This window comes from Microbacterium phyllosphaerae, assembly GCF_017876435.1.
In the GTDB taxonomy this organism is placed as follows: Bacteria; Actinomycetota; Actinomycetes; order Actinomycetales; family Microbacteriaceae; genus Microbacterium; species Microbacterium phyllosphaerae.
In genome coordinates this window covers 2141056-2158565 of sequence record NZ_JAGIOA010000001.1, presented here as the reverse complement: position 1 = coordinate 2158565, position 17510 = coordinate 2141056, and the positions used below count along the sequence as shown (strand labels likewise).

Annotated in this window: 19 protein-coding genes; 6 read left to right on the top strand and 13 right to left on the bottom strand. The window is 68.5% G+C overall.

Features of this window, described 5'->3' with window-relative positions; all coding sequences use genetic code 11:
* Positions 1–16 precede the first annotated feature (16 nt).
* From JOF42_RS10015 to JOF42_RS09985, 7 genes are all read right to left on the bottom strand, one after another.
* Entirely contained in the window at positions 17–511 is a 495-nt protein-coding gene (locus JOF42_RS10015; RefSeq protein ID WP_210097724.1) for a GNAT family N-acetyltransferase, read from the bottom strand.
* Between the two features lie 66 nt (positions 512–577).
* Complete coding sequence (locus JOF42_RS10010) at positions 578–2254, bottom strand: ribonuclease J (RefSeq protein ID WP_210097723.1); 1677 nt, start codon at positions 2252–2254, stop codon at positions 578–580.
* 68 nt (positions 2255–2322) lie between these two features.
* A complete protein-coding gene (gene dapA, locus JOF42_RS10005) occupies positions 2323–3300 on the bottom strand; it encodes a 4-hydroxy-tetrahydrodipicolinate synthase (protein ID WP_056308113.1) in 978 nt (325 codons plus the stop codon).
* A 29-nt stretch (positions 3301–3329) separates the two neighbouring features.
* Positions 3330–3776: an EF-Tu/IF-2/RF-3 family GTPase gene (locus tag JOF42_RS10000; RefSeq protein ID WP_210097722.1), complete on the bottom strand. Its 447-nt coding sequence runs from the start codon at positions 3774–3776 to the stop codon at positions 3330–3332.
* Between the two features lie 48 nt (positions 3777–3824).
* Positions 3825–4586: an SDR family NAD(P)-dependent oxidoreductase gene (locus JOF42_RS09995; protein ID WP_210097721.1), complete on the bottom strand. Its 762-nt coding sequence runs from the start codon at positions 4584–4586 to the stop codon at positions 3825–3827.
* A complete protein-coding gene (locus tag JOF42_RS09990; protein WP_210097720.1) occupies positions 4586–5062 on the bottom strand; it encodes a dihydrofolate reductase in 477 nt (158 codons plus the stop codon). The genes JOF42_RS09995 and JOF42_RS09990 overlap by 1 nt, the downstream gene beginning before the upstream one ends.
* Positions 5059–5868 (bottom strand): thymidylate synthase, encoded by an 810-nt coding sequence (locus JOF42_RS09985; RefSeq protein WP_210097719.1) that lies wholly within the window; start codon positions 5866–5868, stop codon positions 5059–5061. Before JOF42_RS09985 ends, JOF42_RS09990 begins: the two co-directional genes overlap by 4 nt.
* 96 nt (positions 5869–5964) lie before the next feature.
* Between JOF42_RS09985 and JOF42_RS09980 the strand changes: the two genes are divergently transcribed.
* The 3 genes from JOF42_RS09980 (at position 5965) to JOF42_RS09970 (ending at position 7434) form a co-directional block, all read left to right on the top strand.
* Positions 5965–6378, top strand: coding sequence for a thioredoxin family protein (locus tag JOF42_RS09980; protein ID WP_210097718.1), 414 nt, complete (start codon positions 5965–5967; stop codon positions 6376–6378).
* Between the two features lie 22 nt (positions 6379–6400).
* A complete protein-coding gene (locus JOF42_RS09975) occupies positions 6401–6925 on the top strand; it encodes a DUF4395 domain-containing protein (RefSeq protein ID WP_210097717.1) in 525 nt (174 codons plus the stop codon).
* An 83-nt stretch (positions 6926–7008) separates the two neighbouring features.
* Positions 7009–7434, top strand: a complete 426-nt coding sequence (locus JOF42_RS09970; protein WP_056509444.1) for an OsmC family peroxiredoxin — start codon at positions 7009–7011, stop codon at positions 7432–7434.
* Positions 7435–7440: 6 nt separating this feature from the next.
* Here JOF42_RS09970 and JOF42_RS09965 read toward each other — a convergent pair whose 3' ends face one another.
* The 5 genes from JOF42_RS09965 to JOF42_RS09945 all read right to left on the bottom strand — a co-directional run bounded on the left by JOF42_RS09965 (position 7441) and on the right by JOF42_RS09945 (position 12878).
* Entirely contained in the window at positions 7441–7875 is a 435-nt protein-coding gene (locus JOF42_RS09965) for a hypothetical protein (RefSeq protein ID WP_210097716.1), read from the bottom strand.
* Complete coding sequence (gene dapB, locus JOF42_RS09960) at positions 7875–8615, bottom strand: 4-hydroxy-tetrahydrodipicolinate reductase (RefSeq protein ID WP_210097715.1); 741 nt, start codon at positions 8613–8615, stop codon at positions 7875–7877. Before dapB ends, JOF42_RS09965 begins: the two co-directional genes overlap by 1 nt.
* A gap of 59 nt (positions 8616–8674) precedes the next feature.
* Complete coding sequence (locus JOF42_RS09955; protein ID WP_210097714.1) at positions 8675–9277, bottom strand: histidine phosphatase family protein; 603 nt, start codon at positions 9275–9277, stop codon at positions 8675–8677.
* Between the two features lie 79 nt (positions 9278–9356).
* Positions 9357–10385 carry an aldo/keto reductase gene (locus tag JOF42_RS09950; protein ID WP_210097713.1) on the bottom strand — a complete coding sequence of 343 codons (1029 nt, stop codon included), beginning with the start codon at positions 10383–10385 and terminating at the stop codon, positions 9357–9359.
* A 216-nt stretch (positions 10386–10601) separates the two neighbouring features.
* Positions 10602–12878 carry a polyribonucleotide nucleotidyltransferase gene (locus tag JOF42_RS09945; protein ID WP_210097712.1) on the bottom strand — a complete coding sequence of 759 codons (2277 nt, stop codon included), beginning with the start codon at positions 12876–12878 and terminating at the stop codon, positions 10602–10604.
* 364 nt (positions 12879–13242) lie between these two features.
* Between JOF42_RS09945 and JOF42_RS09940 the strand changes: the two genes are divergently transcribed.
* Complete coding sequence (locus JOF42_RS09940; protein ID WP_210097711.1) at positions 13243–14553, top strand: UDP-glucose dehydrogenase family protein; 1311 nt, start codon at positions 13243–13245, stop codon at positions 14551–14553.
* Between the two features lie 71 nt (positions 14554–14624).
* Here the strand turns inward: JOF42_RS09940 and JOF42_RS09935 are convergent, their stop codons facing one another.
* Entirely contained in the window at positions 14625–16526 is a 1902-nt protein-coding gene (locus JOF42_RS09935; RefSeq protein WP_245340778.1) for a GDSL-type esterase/lipase family protein, read from the bottom strand.
* A gap of 178 nt (positions 16527–16704) precedes the next feature.
* Between JOF42_RS09935 and JOF42_RS09930 the strand changes: the two genes are divergently transcribed.
* Positions 16705–17274 carry a DedA family protein gene (locus JOF42_RS09930; RefSeq protein WP_307803580.1) on the top strand — a complete coding sequence of 190 codons (570 nt, stop codon included), beginning with the start codon at positions 16705–16707 and terminating at the stop codon, positions 17272–17274.
* 40 nt (positions 17275–17314) lie between these two features.
* Complete coding sequence (locus tag JOF42_RS09925; RefSeq protein ID WP_091232420.1) at positions 17315–17491, top strand: DUF5302 domain-containing protein; 177 nt, start codon at positions 17315–17317, stop codon at positions 17489–17491.
* Positions 17492–17510 lie beyond the last annotated feature (19 nt).

Genomic DNA, 17510 nt, shown 5'->3' with positions numbered 1-17510 from the left:
GGTGCGGCGGCCCCCTTCAGGACGCGCGGTGCACCATGGTGTCGCGGGCATCCCCGATGTCCGTGACGACGAACCCCTCCGACCGATAGAGGGTGCGTGCGAAGTTGTCGCGTTCCACGCTCAGGCTGATCCTCGGGTGGCCCTGCTCCCCCGCGTGTGCCACCAACCGGCGCAGCAGCGTCCGGCCGACGCCGTGGGCACGCCAGATCGGCTGAACTCCGATGATGAGTTCAGGCACCGCCGTTCCCACGAAGCCGAAGCCGGGGTCATCCTGCGACAGCATCCGGTACCAGGCAGCACCGATGGGCTGCCCCTCGGTGTCGATCGCCACGAAACCCGCGTCCGCCGGCCGCATCCACCCTGCGATGTAACGTCGGTGCTCGGTCGCGGTCAGGATCTCATGGCGCGCCCGCGCTCCGCCCGAGCGCCAGTTCGCCGCCTCGACGACCATGTCGCCGAGAAAGCTCCCGTCCGCCTGCGCGGCGGGTCTGATCGAGAAGGAGTCCGACATGCACAGAGCCTACGGTGCGCGCGTTACAGCCGGGTGTCGTCCCACTGTGAACGCGCGACCGCGTGATCAGGCTTCGATGACGAGGGGGACGATCATCGGACGACGGCGGAGCTTCTGGTTGACCCAGCGTCCGATCGTGCGGCGGATGACCTGAGAGAGCGCATGCGTGTCGCGGACGCCGTTGCCGGACGCCTCCTTGAGCGCGGCGATGATCTTCGGCGTGACGTCGTCGAACACGGAGTCGTCTTCCGCGATACCTCGTGCATGGATCTCCGGGCCCGAGATGATCCGCCCGGTCTGGGCATCCACCACGACGATCACCGAGACGAAGCCCTCTTCGGCCAGGATGCGGCGGTCCTTGAGGTCGGCGTCGGTGATGGCGCCCACCGTCGAGCCGTCGACGTAGACGAAACCGAGGTCGAGCTGACCGACCACGCGGGCGTCACCGTCCTTCAGATCGATCACCGTGCCGTTCGAGGCGATGATCGTCCGTTCGGCCTCGACGCCGGTGTCCTGAGCGAGCTTCGCGTTCGCGATCAGGTGACGGTACTCGCCGTGCACGGGGAGGACGTTCTTCGGCTTGAGGATGTTGTAGCAGTAGATCAGCTCGCCTGCGGCCGCGTGCCCCGAGACATGGACCTTCGCGTTGGCCTTGTGGACCACGTTCGCGCCGAGCTTGGTCAGGCCGTCGATCACGCGGTACACGGCGTTCTCGTTGCCGGGGATCAGACTGGACGCCAGGATGACGGTGTCGCCGGGGCCGGGCTCGATCGCGTGGTCGAGGTTCGCCATGCGGCTGAGCACGGCCATCGGCTCACCCTGCGACCCCGTGGACATGTAGACGATCTTGTCGTCGGGAAGATCGCGCGCCTTCTTGTAGTCGATCAGCAGACCGCTCGGCACCTTCAGATAGCCGAGGTCCTCGGCGATCGTCATGTTGCGCAGCATGCTCCGCCCGAGCAGCGCGACGCGGCGTCCGTGCGCGTGGGCCGCGTCGAGGACCTGCTGCACTCGGTGCACGTGACTGGAGAAGCTCGCGACGATCACGCGGCGCGGAGCCTTGCCGATCACCTGGTCGAGCACCGGTCCGATCGAGCGCTCGGTCGGCGTGAAGCCGGGCACGTCCGCGTTCGTGGAGTCGACCAGGAACAGGTCGACGCCCTCCTCGCCGAGGCGCGCGAACGCACGGAGGTCGGTGATGCGGCCGTCGAGCGGCAGCTGGTCCATCTTGAAGTCACCGGTCGCCAGCACGAGGCCCGCGGGCGTGCGGATCGCGACCGCGAGCGCATCGGGGATCGAGTGGTTGACCGCGACGAACTCGAGATCGAACGGGCCGACCTGCTCGCGCTGCCCTTCCTTCACCGTGAGGGTGAAGGCCTTGATGCGGTGTTCCTTGAGCTTGGCCTCGACGAGGGCGAGCGTGAGACCCGATCCGATGACGGGGATGTCGCTCTTGAGGCGGAGCAGGTAGGGAACCGCGCCGATGTGGTCCTCGTGACCGTGCGTGAGGACCACTCCGACGATGTCGTCGAGGCGTCCCTTGATCGGCTCGAAGTCCGGCAGGATCAGATCGACGCCCGGCTGGTGCTCTTCGGGGAAGAGCACGCCGCAGTCGACGATCAGGATCTTGCCGTCGAACTCGAAGATCGTCATGTTGCGGCCGATCTCGCCGAGGCCGCCGAGCGGGGTGACCCGCAGCGTCCCCTCGTCGAGTGCTGCGGGTTCTGCGATCGGGGTGGACATGCTGTCTCCTCAGTCGGACACTCCACGCGTCCGTTCGTTCGTTGTGACGCGGCTCACCGCGCCCGGTGTCAGCGGGTCGTGCCGTGCACCTTCGGCAGGGCACCGCCCGCGGCCGCGTTGCGGTCGGGGCGGAAGTTGGAGAAGTCTGCGCCTGGAACGTCCTTCACGAGATCGAGCTCGTCCTCGATGAGGGCGGCCTCCCACTCTTCGGGACCGACGAGCGGCAGACGGACGCGCGGGCTCGAGATACGGCCGAGTCCGTGCAGGATGTACTTCGCCGCGACCGTGCCCGGCACGTGCGTCATGACGGCGCGCACCAGCGGCTCCAGGCGCTTGTGCTCCGCGGTCGCGGTCGTGAGGTCGCCGCGGTTCACCGCGTCGATGATGGTGCGGTACGGAGTCGCGGCGATGTTCGCGGTCACGCCGATCAGACCGGTCGCGCCGATCGCGAGGTGCGGAAGCACGTTCGCGTCGTCGCCCGAGAAGTACATGAGGTCGGTCTGGTTGAGCACGCGGCTCACTTCGGAGAAGTCGCCCTTGGCGTCCTTCACGGCGAGGATGTTCGGGTGCTTCGCGAGTCGCAGGATGGTCTCGTACTTGATCGGCACGCCCGTGCGTCCCGGGATGTCGTAGAGGATCACCGGGAGGTCGGTGGCGTCGGCCACCAGGCGGAAGTGGGTCAGGATGCCGGCCTGCGTGGGCTTGTTGTAGTACGGCGTGACGATCATGATGCCGTCGGCGCCGGCCTTCTCGCTGGCCTTGTACAGCTCGATCGCGTGGGCGGTCTCGTTGGATCCGCCACCCGTGATGATCTTGGCGCGACCGGCGGAGACCGACTTGCCGATCTCGACCAGCTTGAGCTTCTCGGGGTCCGTGAGGGTCGAGGTCTCGCCGGTCGTTCCCGTCACGACGATTCCGTCAGCACCTGCGGTGATGACATCATCGATGTGCTTCTCGACGGCGGGCCAATCGACTTCACCGTCGGCCGTCATCGGAGTGACGAGCGCGACGAGAACCTGTCCGAAAGGGTTGCCCGAGTGCGTCATGCCCCCAAGCGTATCGGTTCGCGTGACGCTCACGCAGACCGGGCAGCGCGGATGACATCGCCGCGGGCGATGGCGACCTTGTCCCGGAGCACCAGCCCGACGAGCTCGCCCGCCTTGGCTTCGTTCGCGCGCTTGCGGAACATCTCGATCTCGACGATCCGCGTCTGCGCCTGCACAGCACCGTCACGCAGCACCGCGATGTCGTCGTCGACCCGGAGCACGCCCGACGTCACGCTGCCCGTCGCGACCACTCCGCGACCCGTGATGGTGAAAACGTCCTCGACGGTGAATTCCGTCGAGGAGGTGTTCACAGACAGAGGGTCCGATGCCGGAAACCGAGCAGTCTGCCCGGTCGTCGTCGCAGCGGAGCCCCCGGCTGTCATGACTGCGAGGCGCGCGGCCTCGGCCTCGTTGTAGCGCCGCAGAACCTCGTTCGCGTCGTCGGAGTCCCGCTTCCTGCCGAACAGCCATCCCATACTGTCGATCCTAGGGAGACCGAGGCGTCGACGCACGGAAGGCTCAGGTCAGACGCGACCCCGTCGCGCGACGCCGGAGGTCACCGAGCTCGGGAGCAGACTCGCGAGCGCGACGATCGCTTTGTAGCGCAGCGACGGGATCGAGACGGCCTTGCCTCGCGCCGCATCTCGGAGGCCTTCGCGCACGACATCACGTGCATCCAGCCACATGAACGCCGGGACGCCCTCGTGCCCGGGCGCGAGCCCCATCCGCTCGTGGAAGGTCGTGTGCGTGAACCCGGGGCAGACCGCGGTCACACTGACCCTGTCGGCGGCGTACTCGGCGTTCGCCCAGCGGCTGAAGCCGATGAGCCAGCTCTTGCAGGCCGAGTACGTCGAGCGGGAGATGAAACCGGCGACGGATGCGACGTTGATGATGCGTCCACCGCGGCCGCGCATCGACCCGAGCGCCGCGTGCATGAGGCGCATCGACGCCTCGACGTGGACGCGGAGGTGCCGCACCTCGTCATCGATGTCGTTGTCGGCGAACTGCAGAGGCAGGCCGAAGCCGGCGTTGTTGATCAGCAGATCCACCGGATCGGAGGCGTCACGGAGACGGTCGGCGACCCTGTCGACATCGGCGGCGACGGAGAGATCCGCGACGATGATCTCGACCGCGATGCCGTACTCGCTGCGCAGTTCGGCCGCGACGCTCTCGAGAGCATCCGCCGAGCGGGCCACCAGCACGAGATCGGCACGACGACGGGCAAGCTGACGGGCGAACTCGACGCCGAGCCCGGCGCTCGCTCCCGTGATCAGTGCGGTGGGCATCAGCGCTCGTATCCCAGGAAGCGGAAGCGGACTCCCGAGCGCGAGGTCTGCCACTCCCCCTCGTCGACCAGACGCCATCCGGCCTTCGACGGGGCGTACGCGTCGCCCGCGACGGCGAGATCGAGTTCGGTGACCTCGAGCCGGTCGGCGTCGGCGATCACGAGTCGGAAGATCTCGGCTCCACCGATGATCCAGACCTTCTCGTGTCCGCGCACCGCAGCGGTGACGGTGGCTGCGCGGGTCACGCCCTCTTCGGCCCAGTCCTGTCGGCGGGTGATGACGATGTTCTCGCGTCCGGGGAGAGGGCGGAACCGTTCAGGCAGGGAGTCCCAGGTCTTTCGCCCCATGATCACGGGCGCCCCGAGGGTCTTCTCCTTGAAGTGCGCGAGATCTTCGGGGACGTTCCACGGCATTCCGCCTTCGGCTCCGATGACACCGCCCTGCGCTTCGGCCCAGATCAGGCCGACCCACGTCACACCGCCACCGCCGCCCTGATCGGGGCGTGGTGCTGGTAGTCCTCGACGACGAAGTCGTCGTAGGCGTAGTCGAAGATCGACTCCGGCTTCCGGGCGAAGCGCAGCGACGGGTAGGGATACGCCTCGCGACTCAGCTGCTCGCGCACCTGCTCGAGGTGGTTGTCGTAGATGTGGCAGTCACCACCGGTCCAGACGAAGTCGCCCGGTTCCAGGCCGACCTGCTGCGCCACCATCAGCGTCAGCAGCGCGTACGAGGCGATGTTGAACGGGACGCCGAGGAACAGATCGGCACTGCGCTGGTAGAGCTGGCAGGAGAGTTTGCCGTCGGCGACATAGAACTGGAAGAGCGCGTGGCACGGCGCGAGGGCCATGTCGGGGATGTCCGCCGGATTCCACGCCGAGACGATCAGTCGGCGGGAATCGGGAGCCTTGCGGATCTGATCGATCACGTCGCTCAACTGATCGATGCTCTGTCCGTCGGGCGTGGGCCAGGACCGCCACTGAACGCCGTAGACGGGGCCGAGATCGCCCGAGGCATCCGCCCACTCGTCCCAGATGGTGACGCCGTTCTCCTGCAGCCATTTGACGTTGGAGTCACCCCTGAGGAACCAGAGGAGCTCGTAGGCGATCGACTTGAAGTGAACGCGCTTCGTCGTGATCAGCGGGAATCCCTGCGAGAGGTCGAACCGGATCTGCCTGCCGAAGACGCTCGTGGTCCCCGTGCCGGTGCGATCCGACTTGTGCGTGCCGGACTCCAGCACGTCGCGGAGCAGGTCTTCATACGGCGTCGGGACGGCTGCGCTCATGTCTGCCAGACTACCCGCCCGCCGGGGCAGCGAGCTCGTTCGTCACGATGCGACACATCGGCCCCTGCGTGTTCGAGTGGCACTTATTCTCTATCCATGTCGCCCGGAATCGCCCTCACCGTGATCGGAGCGCTCCTCGTGGTCGCCGCCGTCGTCGGGATCGTGCTGCGGCTGCTCGACGGACGACGTCGAGGAGGCGGGCACCTCCTGTTCGATCCGGCCGATGCGGACGCCGGTCGGCTCGGTGCGCACGCCACGCTCGTGCAGTTCAGCACCGAGATGTGCGCACGCTGCCCGCAGGTGCGCAGGATGCTGTCGAGCTACGTCGCAGACACCGACGGCCTGCACCACCTCGAGGTCGACCTCACGCATCGACCCGATCTCTCGGCACGATACAAGGTGCTGCAGACCCCGACGACGTTCATCGTCGACGGCTCCGGCGCCGTCCGCGCACGGTTCCACGGCGTCCCGCATCGCCACGCACTCACCGAAGCACTCGCCGCCGTCTGAGGCGGGAACGACTGGAGCAGAGATGACCACTCCCGCAGGTATCGACCCTCGTGGACCGCGCTTCGCCGCGACGATCACGACCGTGCTGCTGCTCGCCGCGACCTTCCTCGGCCTCATCGGCATCTCGACGGCGCGGACGGCCGGCGGCATCGCGGCCATCAAGGCTGCCACGCTGCTCCAGCGGGCGATCGATCCCGGGTTCCTCCTCACGGCCGTCATCGCCCTGCTCTTCCTCTGGAGCGTGCTCTCCCCGGCGACGGCACCCTGGGGCGTCGTGTTCCGCCGATTCGTGCGCCCGCGGCTCGCGCCGCCCACCGAGCTCGAGGACCCTCGCCCTCCGCGCTTCGCGCAGGGCGTCGGGCTCTTCGTCGTCACGATCGGCCTCGTCCTGCACCTCGTCGGTGTGCCGTGGGCGCTGCCGATCGCGACGGCTGCCGCGTTCATCGCCGCCTTCCTCAACGCCGCGTTCTCGTTCTGCCTCGGATGCCAGATCTACCTGCTGCTGCAGCGAGCCGGCATCCTCGGTCGGGCGCCCTCCGCCGCCTGAGCACGGTTCCGCCGGGCGCACCCGGTCGATAGGCTGGCCCCACACGCGAGCGCACATCCCGCGGCGCGAGAACCGGAGGAATCATGCCCGTTACCAGCGAAGCCACCACCACCTGGACCGGATCCCTCGCGGAGGGCTCGGGCACCGTCGCCTTCTCGTCGTCGAAGCTCGGCACCTTCCCGATCAACTGGAAGGCCCGCAGCGAGGGCAGCGACACCACCACCACTCCTGAGGAACTGATCGCCGCGGCTCATGCCTCCTGCTTCAGCATGGCGCTCTCCCACGCCCTGTCGGAGAACGGCACCCCACCGGAGCGCGTCAACACCAGCGCGTCGGTCACTTTCAAGCCGGGGGTCGGCATCACCGGCAGCCACCTCAACGTCAACGCCGTCGTGCCTGGACTCACTCCCGAGGCGTTCCAGACGATCGCAGCCGAGGCCAAGGTGGGTTGCCCCGTGTCTCAGGCTCTCGCCGGCATCGAGATCACGCTCGAGGCCACACTCGCCTGAATCGGGTCAGACCCGGGCGAGGCGGATCGCCTCACGGATGCTGGCGCGGGCGTCTTTTCGACGCCCCGCCGCATCCTGCACCACACCCAGGCGATAGCGGGCCCGCCAGTCCCCCGGTGCCGCGTCCGCGTCCGCGACGTACCGCTGGATCAGCGGGTCGGCATCGGCGCGGGCGATCCGTCCGCTGGGGGTGAGTTCAGTCTCCGCCTCAGGCATGCCGCCCTCGGCGTCCAGCTGCCGGCCGAGACGGTCGGCACCGAAGCCGAACTGCATCTCTCGCACGAGCGCCCAGGCTCCGATCGGGGCGAGCACGATGAGCGCGATCCCCATTCCGATCGACACGGGTGTCCCCACGGCGAAGAACATCACCGCGAGCCAGACGGCGACCGCGAGATAGACGAGCAGGGCCGCACCCATGAGACCCACGCCGATCCGCGACATCACGAGCGGATGCCGATGTCGATCATGCTCTCGAGGCCGATGAACACACCGGTCGCCTGAGCCGCGAAGGGGACGGCGAGACGGATCCCGGGAGCGTAGGCGAGAGCGGGGTCGACGGTGTCATGGGTGAACGTCAACGACTCTCCGGGCCCGGAGAGGATGACCTCCTGCTTGGCGATGACGCCGGGACGACGCAGCGAATGGATCGGCACGCTGCCGACCTGCTGCCCCCGTGCACGCTGATCGGCATGCGGAGCGCTGACGGGGCCCTGCTCGACGCGTGCGGCCGCGATCAGCTCGGCGGTGCGGATCGCGGTCCCGCTCGGAGAATCGACCTTGGCCTCGTGATGCGCCTCGATGATCTCTGCCGATCCGAAGAACGGGGCCGCAGCCGCCGCGAGAGCCGACCCGAGCACGGACCCGAGCGAGAAGTTCGGGATGAAGACGACGCCGGTGCCGGCGTTCTCGACGAGCGGTCGTACGAGCGCGATGCGCTCGCTCGACCAGCCCGACGTCGCGACGAGGACGTTGATCTGTCGCTCGACCGCTGCTCGGACGACGTCGACGCTCACCTGAGGCGTGGTCGCATCAATCACCAGTCCGGCGCCCTCGAGATCGGCGAGATCGCTCCGAGACGTGAGCACGCGACTCACCTCGAAACCCTCGAGCTCGTCGATCACCGCGTGGATGATCGAGCCGAGCTTTCCGGTGCCGCCGACGAGTGCTACCTGCGTGGTCATGCGTTCAGTCTATTTCTCGGGTGCTCCCCGACCGCCCAGGCGGGCCGGAGCACGGCGAATCAGACCGGCATCGTGTCGGGGATCCCCGTCCGCAGCTCCACGGGGAGGTGCCCTGTGTCGTTGTGGGTGAGCAGCGTCCACGGACGCCCCTGCTTCTGAGCGATCACGGTCAGCCCGCAGTGCGCCTGGTTGAGGGTCATCCAGCGCCACTCGGGCGCGCCGAGGACCTCGCGCACGAACCACGAGATCACGAAGTTGTGCGTGATGAGCACCTCGTGCACGTCGCCCGGCTTGCGCACCAGGAACTCGTTCACCGCGTCGAACATCTGGGCCCGGCCGGCCTCGAGCTCGGCCTCGGTGATCGAGCCGAAGAACGGTTCGTAGGCTGCAGGCGTCTCTTCGGTCATGCCGGTGGGCACGCAGTCGAACAGCAGAGCGGTCGGCTCGGGGTCGACGGACGGCAGGCGGGCTGCGATCGCCCGAGCCGTCTCATTGGCTCGCAGCAGCGGCGAATGCCAGACGGCATCGAGCGGCAGACCCGAGAGCCGGTCTGCGATCAGCTCCGCCTGACGCTGGCCTCGTGGCGACAGGGGTCCGTCGGCGAGACCGTGCTCGGCGTCCTGATGTTCACCATGTCTGACCAGATATATGTAATGCGTCACAAACTCGCTCGCTTCATCGACAGCGCTTGCCGGGATTCACTCCACCCTATGCCAGGTCTGTGACAGGGCGTTACGACGCTCAGTTGCCGGCGCGGGTGAGCTCAGCGACCTGGGCACGCGACAGCGTGACCCCTGCGCCCTGCATCAGCTCGTCGACGTGATCGGTCGCGAAGGTGTTGACGATCGGCGCCGCGATCGTTCGCTGCGCGAGCAACCAGGCGATCGAGACGGCGGCGACCGGCACCTCGAGCTCGGTGGCCACCTGGTCGAGGGCCCGCAGGATCTTGGTCCCCCGACGGTTGAGATGACCGCGGAGCTGCTCGCCACGCACTCCTCTCGAGGTCAGCGCCTTGCTGCGATGCCTCCCGGAGAGGAACCCGTGCTCCAGGGCGTGCGACGGTGTCACCGCGAGGCCCTGCGCACCCGCCACGAGGCGCAGATCACCCTCGAACGGCTGTCGGCGGACGAGGTTGTAGGGCGAGTCGATGACCTCGATGCGCGGGTACCCCGCCGAGGCGAGGATGCGAGCCTCGACGAGTCGCTCCGGCGCGAATCCGAAGGCGCCGAGGGCACCGATCTTGCCCGCATCGACCATCCACTCGACGGTCGCGAGCGTGTCCTCGAGGTTCGTGGTCTTGTCGAGGGTCGCGTCGAGGTAGAGCACGTCGATGCGCTCGACTCCCAGCCGTGTGAGCGAGCCTTCGACCGCTCGGACCAGGTTGACGGATCCGAGACCGGGATTGTCAGCGTGCGCGCCGATCCTCACGCTGAGCACCGCGCGCTCGCGCTGTCCACGCGACTGCAGCCACTGGCCGATGATGTGCTCGCTGCGCCCGCCTGAGAAGCCGTCAGCGGTGTGGATCGCGTTGCCGCCGAACTCGACGTAGCGGTCGAGGATCCCGTGGCTCGTCTCGAGATCGACGTTCCAGCCGAACTCCGCCGCGCCGAGCATCAGGGGGAAGGTGTCGAGGCCGGTCTCGCCGAGTGGGACGCGGATGCTCTCCCCTATCCCGGGTCCGACGATCGGGATGGGTGCGGACGGGTGCTCTGCCGCGCCCTGCTGCGCGCGTTCGGGCGACGTGCCTGCGCCTACGCTGAACAACCGCATATCCTCACCCCCGCGTCAGTCGGTGCGTACCGACCTGCGTCACTGCCTGTAATGCACCCCCCGGTGCGTACTTCGAGAGTAAGCGACATCCGCGAACTCGCCGACCAATCCGGGGAACGGCGCAAGAACTTCCCATAACGGTTTGGTCACATCGGATACGACGAAGCCCGGGCCGTCCGCAAGGACGGGCCCGGGCCTCGTATCGAAGCGCTCCGATTACTCGGCTGCGGCCTCTTCAGCAGGAGCGGCGTCCGCTGCGGGAGCGTCGTCGAGCACGGGCTCGAGCGACAGCTTGCCGCGGTCGTCGATCTTCGTGATCTTCACGAGGATCTTCTGACCGACCGACAGCACGTCGTCGACGTTCTCGACACGCTTGCCACCGGCGAGCTTGCGCACCTCGGTGACGTGCAGCAGTCCGTCCTTGCCCGGGAGCAGCGAGACGAACGCACCGAACGTCGCGATCTTGACGACGGTTCCGAGGAACTGCTCGCCCACCTCGGGGTTGGTCGGGTTGGCGATCGCGTTGACCTGGGCACGGGCTGCCTCGGCCGAGGGGCCGTCGGTCGCGCCGATGTAGACGGTGCCGTCCTCCTCGATGGAGATCTGCGCGCCGGTCTCGTCCTGGATCGCGTTGATCGTCTTGCCCTTCGGGCCGATCAGCTCGCCGATCTTGTCGACCGGGATCTGCACGCTGATGACGCGCGGCGCGGTCGGCGCCATCTCGTCGGGAGCGTCGATCGCGGCGTTCAGGACGTTGAGGATCGTCAGACGTGCGTCGCGGGCCTGGGTCAGCGCGCCGGCGAGCACCGACGACGGGATGCCGTCGAGCTTCGTGTCGAGCTGGATGGCCGTGACGAACTCGCTGGTACCGGCGACCTTGAAGTCCATGTCGCCGAGCGCGTCCTCCGCACCGAGGATGTCGGTGAGTGCGGCGTAGCGCGTCTCACCGTTGACCTCGTCGGAGACGAGACCCATCGCGATACCGGCGACGGCTGCGCGCAGCGGCACACCCGCGTTCAGGAGCGACAGGGTCGACGCGCAGACGGAGCCCATCGACGTCGAGCCGTTGGAGCTCAGCGCCTCGGAGACCTGACGGATCGCGTAGGGGAACTCCTCGCGGCTCGGCAGCACCGGCACGAGTGCGCGCTCGGCGAGGAAGCCGTGCCCGATCTCGCGACGCTTCGGCGAACCGACCCGGCCGGTCTCACCGGTCGAGTAGGGCGGGAAGTTGTAGTGGTGCATGTAGCGCTTGCTCGTCGTGGGCGACAGCGAGTCGATCTGCTGCTCCATCTTGAGCATGTTCAGCGTGGTGATGCCCATGATCTGGGTCTCGCCGCGCTGGAAGATCGCCGAGCCGTGGACGCGCGGGATGACCTGCACCTCGGCGTCGAGCGGACGGATGTCCGCCAGGCCACGGCCGTCCATGCGCACGCTCTCCGTGAGGATGCGACCGCGGACGATCTTCTTCGTGACCGACTTGTACGCCGCGGAGAACTCGAGCGGAGCGCCCGCAGGCAGGTTGCCGGCCTCGACCGCTTCGATGAGCTGCGCCTTGACGCGGTCCTTGACCTCGTCGTCCTTGCCCTGACGCTCCTGCTTGTCGGCGATCTGGTAGACGTTCACCAGGTCGTCGTAGGAGCGCTCGGCCACGAAGTCGTAGACCTCGCTGGAGTACGGCGGGAAGACCGGGTACACGCCCGGCTCCTTCGCCGCGGTGGCGGCGAGCTCGGCCTGAGCCTTGACGAGCTGGGCGATGAACGGCTTGGACGCCTCGAGACCCTGCGCGACGACGGCCTCGTCGGGCTTGGTGGCCCCGGCCTTGATCAGGTTCCAGCTGCCCTCGGTGGCCTCAGCCTCGACCATCATGATCGCGACGTCCTCGGTGCCGTCGGACTTGGTGACGACACGACCGGCGACGATCAGGTCGAACACTGCCTCGCTGACCTGCTCGGCGGTGGGGAACGCGACCCACTGGTCGGCGTGCTCGCCCTGGCCCGGGATGAACGCGAGGCGCACACCGGCGACGGGGCCCGAGAACGGGAGACCCGAGATCTGCGTCGACGCGGAGGCCGCGTTGATCGCGAGAGCGTCGTAGAACTCGCCGGGAGCGATCGAGAGCACGGTGATGACGATCTGGACCTCGTTGCGGAGACCGTCGACGAACGACGGACGCAGCGGGCGGTCGATCAGACGGCAGACGAGGATCGCCTCGGTCGAGGGGCGACCCTCACGACGGAAGAACGAGCCGGGGATCTTGCCGGCTGCGTACGAACGCTCTTCGACGTCGACCGTCAGCGGGAAGAAGTCGAAGCCTTCGCGCGGGTGCTTTCCTGCGCTCGTGGCCGAGAGGAGCATGGTCTCGCCGTCGAGGTAGGCGGCGACTGCGCCCTGAGCCTGCTGCGCGAGGCGGCCGGTCTCGAAGCGGATGGTGCGGGTGCCGAAGCGGCCGTTGTCGAGAACGGCCTCGGTGGCGGTGATTTCAGGACCTTCCAAGAGGTCTCTCCTTCTTTGTTTAGACTCGCGAATCCGTATGACGCGCGAGCGTGTGTCATGAAGGAGCGGATGCAGCCGGATACGGGCGCGCGGGCAATCCCGCGAATGTCACCTGCGCTGGCCACCAGTAGAAAGCCACCCGACGACCCGCCGAGGAACCCACCACAGGGGACCAGCTCTCCGCCGATCGCTCCATGAGTCGATATGAAGTTGTGCGGCCGACAGACGTCGACCTCGTCCAGCCTATCAGCGGCGCCCCGGAAACCCCCGCGACTGCGCCATCCGGATGTTCGGACACGCGACGGCCACGCGGCGTTCACCGATCGGATGCCGGCGCGTGAGGGGCATCCGCTGTCCTGACATCATGCGCATGTCAGTGATCGGATGCGGGTACCTCGGTGCCGTGCACGCCGCAGCGATGGCCTCTCTCGGACACGACGTCGTCGGCATCGACGTCGACGCGCAGAAGGTCGCGGTGCTGACGAGCGGCGCCGCGCCGTTCTTCGAGCCACAGCTCGCTGAGCTCCTGCAGGAGGGCCTCGCCTCAGGTCGATTGCGATTCAGCACCGAGATGTCGGAGGCATCCGGGGCAGCCGTCCACTTCATCGCTGTCGGCACTCCACAGATCTCGGGCGGGCACGCGGCAGACCTTCGTTTCGTCGACGCCGCCGTGGACGCGCTGCTCCCCCATCTGCGCCGCGGTGACGTGGTGGCCGGCAAGTCGACGGTGCCGGTGGGCACGGCCGAGCGCCTGAGCACCGCGGTCGCCGACTCCGGCGCGACCCTGGTGTGGAACCCCGAGTTCCTCCGCGAGGGCTGGGCGGTACACGACACGATCTCGCCCGACCGCCTCGTGGTGGGTGTTCCCTCCGGGGACGATGGCGAACGAGCCGCCGACCTCCTCCGCGAGGCGTATCGCCCCGCGGTCGAGGCGGGGACGCCGTTCCTCGTGACCGATCTGGCGACGGCCGAACTCGTCAAGGGCGCCGCGAACGCCTTCCTCGCGACCAAGATCTCGTTCATCAACGCGATGGCCGAGATCGCGGAGGCCGCGGGTGCAGATGTCGCCCTCCTCGCGGACGCGCTCGGGCATGACACCCGGATCGGACGGAGATATCTGGGCTCGGGCATCGGGTTCGGCGGCGGCTGTCTTCCGAAGGACATCCGCGCCTTCGCCGCACGGGCCGAGGAGCTGGGGCGAGCCGAGGCCGTCGGATTCCTGCGCGAGGTCGACTCGATCAACCTCCGGCGACGTGACAGAGCCGTCCAGCTCGTCGTCGACGCCCTGGGTGGGCTCGTGTTCGGACGGCGGATCGCGGTGCTCGGAGCCGCGTTCAAGCCCTTCAGCGATGACATCCGCGACTCCCCCGCCCTCGATGTGGCGGTGCGACTGCGCGGTCTCGGCGCGGACGTGATCGTCACGGACCCTGCCGCTCTCGACAATGCGATGGCCGCGCACCCGCAGCTCGGCTACGCCGCCGAGCGCGACGAGGCGCTGCGAGACGCGGATGCCGTCGTGATCGTCACGGAGTGGGACCTCTACCGCCGCGAGATGACCCCCGAGCACGCCGGGTCCCTCGTCGCGGGACGAGTCATGATCGACGGCCGGAACTGTCTCGACGCGGCCGCCTGGCGCGCCGCCGGATGGACGTATCACGGCATGGGGCGCCGCTGATCGCACGCGGGTCCACGCGTCACGGCCCCGACCCGGCCACTCGAGCGACAGGCGCGCTCGCCTCGGGCCCGTCAGCTCACCCGCACTCCGCTGGGCGAGTTCGACCTGCCCAGATACACGTAATCGTCGTGCTTCGCCGTGCGCCCGTCGCCGGCGGTACGACCGTGCATCCGGCGCCACACCCAGGGCAGCGCGTGTCTGCGCCACCACAGCCCCGCACCGATCGACTCGTGCTCGTGCAGTGCAGCGTCGAGAGCGCCCAGAGCGTCGGCGTGCGGGACGGCCAGCACCTCGCCCACTCGGTACGCGAGGAAGCGGTGACCGCGGCTGCTGAGGTGCACGAGGTCCTCGCCCCAGTTCGGCCGATCCGGAAGGGTCGGGTGCAGGTCAGTGTCGATCAGGACCGCCCCTGTGCGGGCGGCGATGCCCGCGAGCGCTGTCGCGAAGGCCGCGAAGCGCCGGGAGTAGATCGCCGCAGCCCGTCGACGAGGGAGGAACGGCGTGACCAGCACGACATCCGCTCCGATGCCCCGGAGCCGCCTCACCGCCCGCTCGACCTCTGCGGCGAGCGCAGGGATGTCGACGGTCGGCTTCACCAGGTCGTTCGCGCCGATGAGGATCGACACGAGGTCCGGTTCGAGCTCGAGGGCACGGGGGAGCTGGATCTCGCAGACGTCCCGGACGCGTTTCGACCTGATCGCGAGGTTCGCGTAGTGCAGGCCGCCCCGGGCGGCGAGCAGGAGTGCGAGGCGGTCCGCCCATCCGCGCAGGGCGCCGTCGGGCGCCGGGTCGCAGAGGCCTTCGGTGAGCGAGTCCCCCATCGCGACGTAGCGCTGCCAGCGACGGGCCTCGACGGGGGCGGTGATCTCCGGGCGGGTCAGACGACGTGCACGGAGCCCTGAGTCCACGGCGCGGAGCATCCTCGCTTCGTCGAAGTGCCCCAGTAGCTGGTCGCACACGCTCGCCCAGCTGCGCCCCTGCACGGCCTCATGTCCGGCCGCGCCGAATGCTCTGCGCTTACGCTCGTCTCCGGCGAGGTCGGCGACCCTCATGCGCAGGTCGTCGAGGTCACCCGGGCGGTAGAGCCATCCGTCGATCCCCATCCTGACGAGGTCCAGGGGGCCGCCTCGTCCGGTGGCGACGACGGGTACCCCGCTCGCATGCGCCTCCTGCAGCGTCTGTCCGAAGGTCTCGCTCTCTCCCGGGTGCACGAACACGTCGAACGAGGCCATCGCGGCGGCGAGCGCTCCCCCGTCGAGGTGGCCGAGGAAGATCGCGTGCGGCATCAGCGACTCGAGCCTCGCTCGGCTGGGTCCGTCCCCGACGATCACGAGTCTGGCCCCGGGGATGCTCTGCAGTGCGACCAGGTCCTCGACCTGCTTCTCGGGCGCGAGGCGGCCGACGTATCCGATGACGACATCACCACCCCACTGCGCTCGCAGCTCGACGCTGCGGCGAGAGGGCTGGAACCGCTCGGCGTCCACCCCTCTGCCCCACCGGCGTACCCGATCGACCCCGAGGGAGGCGAGCCGCTCGGCGGAGTCTGCCGACGGCGCGAGCGTGAGGGTCGCCCGACGGTGGAGCCGCGCGATGTGCGAATGTGCGATGCCGGTCGTCGCGGGGACCCGGTATCGCTCCGTGTACGCGGCGACATCGGTCTGGTAGGCGGCGACCGCGGCGACGTCGAGACGCTCTGCGGCGAGCGCTCCTCGCCAGCCCAGCGCGAAGGGCGACGCGAGGTGCACGACGTCGGGTCGGAAGTGACGAAGGGACGCCGCGACCCGGTGGGCGGGTGAGGTCCCCACCCGCACATTGCGGTACCCGGGGAGCGCGAGACTCGGGATGGGTTCGATCGCCGCGCCGCTGATCTCGGTGGGGATGCCGACGGCATCGGGTGCGATCACGTGCGCCTCATGGCCCGTGCGCTCGAGGTGCTTCAGGATCTGCAGGACGGATCCGGTGACACCGTTCATGTGCGGAAGGAAGGACTCTGTGACGATCGCGACTCTCACATGCTCAGGATGCCGTCGACGACGCCTGCCGAAGACACGAAGTGCCCTGAATCACCAGAAGTTCACCGGATGCTGGATCGCGCGTCACCGGCTATCCGGACGTTGGTTCCCGTTCACCTGCGCCGAGCACTCTGGAGCCGTGTCCGATCTGCTCACCGGTCCCTGGGCCCTCGCCATCATGAGCCTCCTCGTACTCGGTGACGCGTTCTTCGTCGTCGTGCCGGGCGAGATCGCCGTCACCGCGCTCGGCGCCGTCTCCTCGTCGTCGGGTGTGCCTCCCCTGTGGGCGGTGATCGTCTGCGCGGGAGTCGCAGCCGCGGCAGGCGACGGCGCCTGCTATCTGATCGGTCGCACGGTCGGGACGGAACGCTGGCGGTGGATGCGGACGCCTCGCGTTCGTCAGGCTCTCGCCTGGGCGCGACGCCGACTCGACGGCGGAACGGCCACGGTGCTGTTCACGGCCCGCTTCGTTCCTTTCGCGCGTCTGGCCATCAACCTCGTCGCCGGCGCGTCGCGCATACATCCCGGTCGGTATCTGTGTCTGGTGACCGTGGCGGCGTTCGGGTGGGCGACGTATCAGGCATCCGTGGGCGCCGTCGTCGCCGCTCTCGTTCCCGGTGGCCCGGTGGTGGCCGTCGGGGTGTCCGTGGCGGTCGCACTCGGTCTCGGTGCGGTGATCGATCTCGCCTCCCGCAGAGCACGGCGGTAATCCTCCCCGCCCATCAGAGGCGTGCCCTAGGCTGGCGAACATGAGCACCGAAGAAGGCGCCTCCTCCAGCGAGGAGATGAAGCGCAAGTTCAAGGAAGCGCTCGAGAAGAAGAACGCGCACCACCGGCAGGGCGAGGCCCACCTGGACGGCGACTCCGCTGTCCACGGCGCGCCGGCCCCGCAGACGCGGCGCGAGTTCCGACGCAAGAGCGGTTGACCATACGGATGCGGGAGCC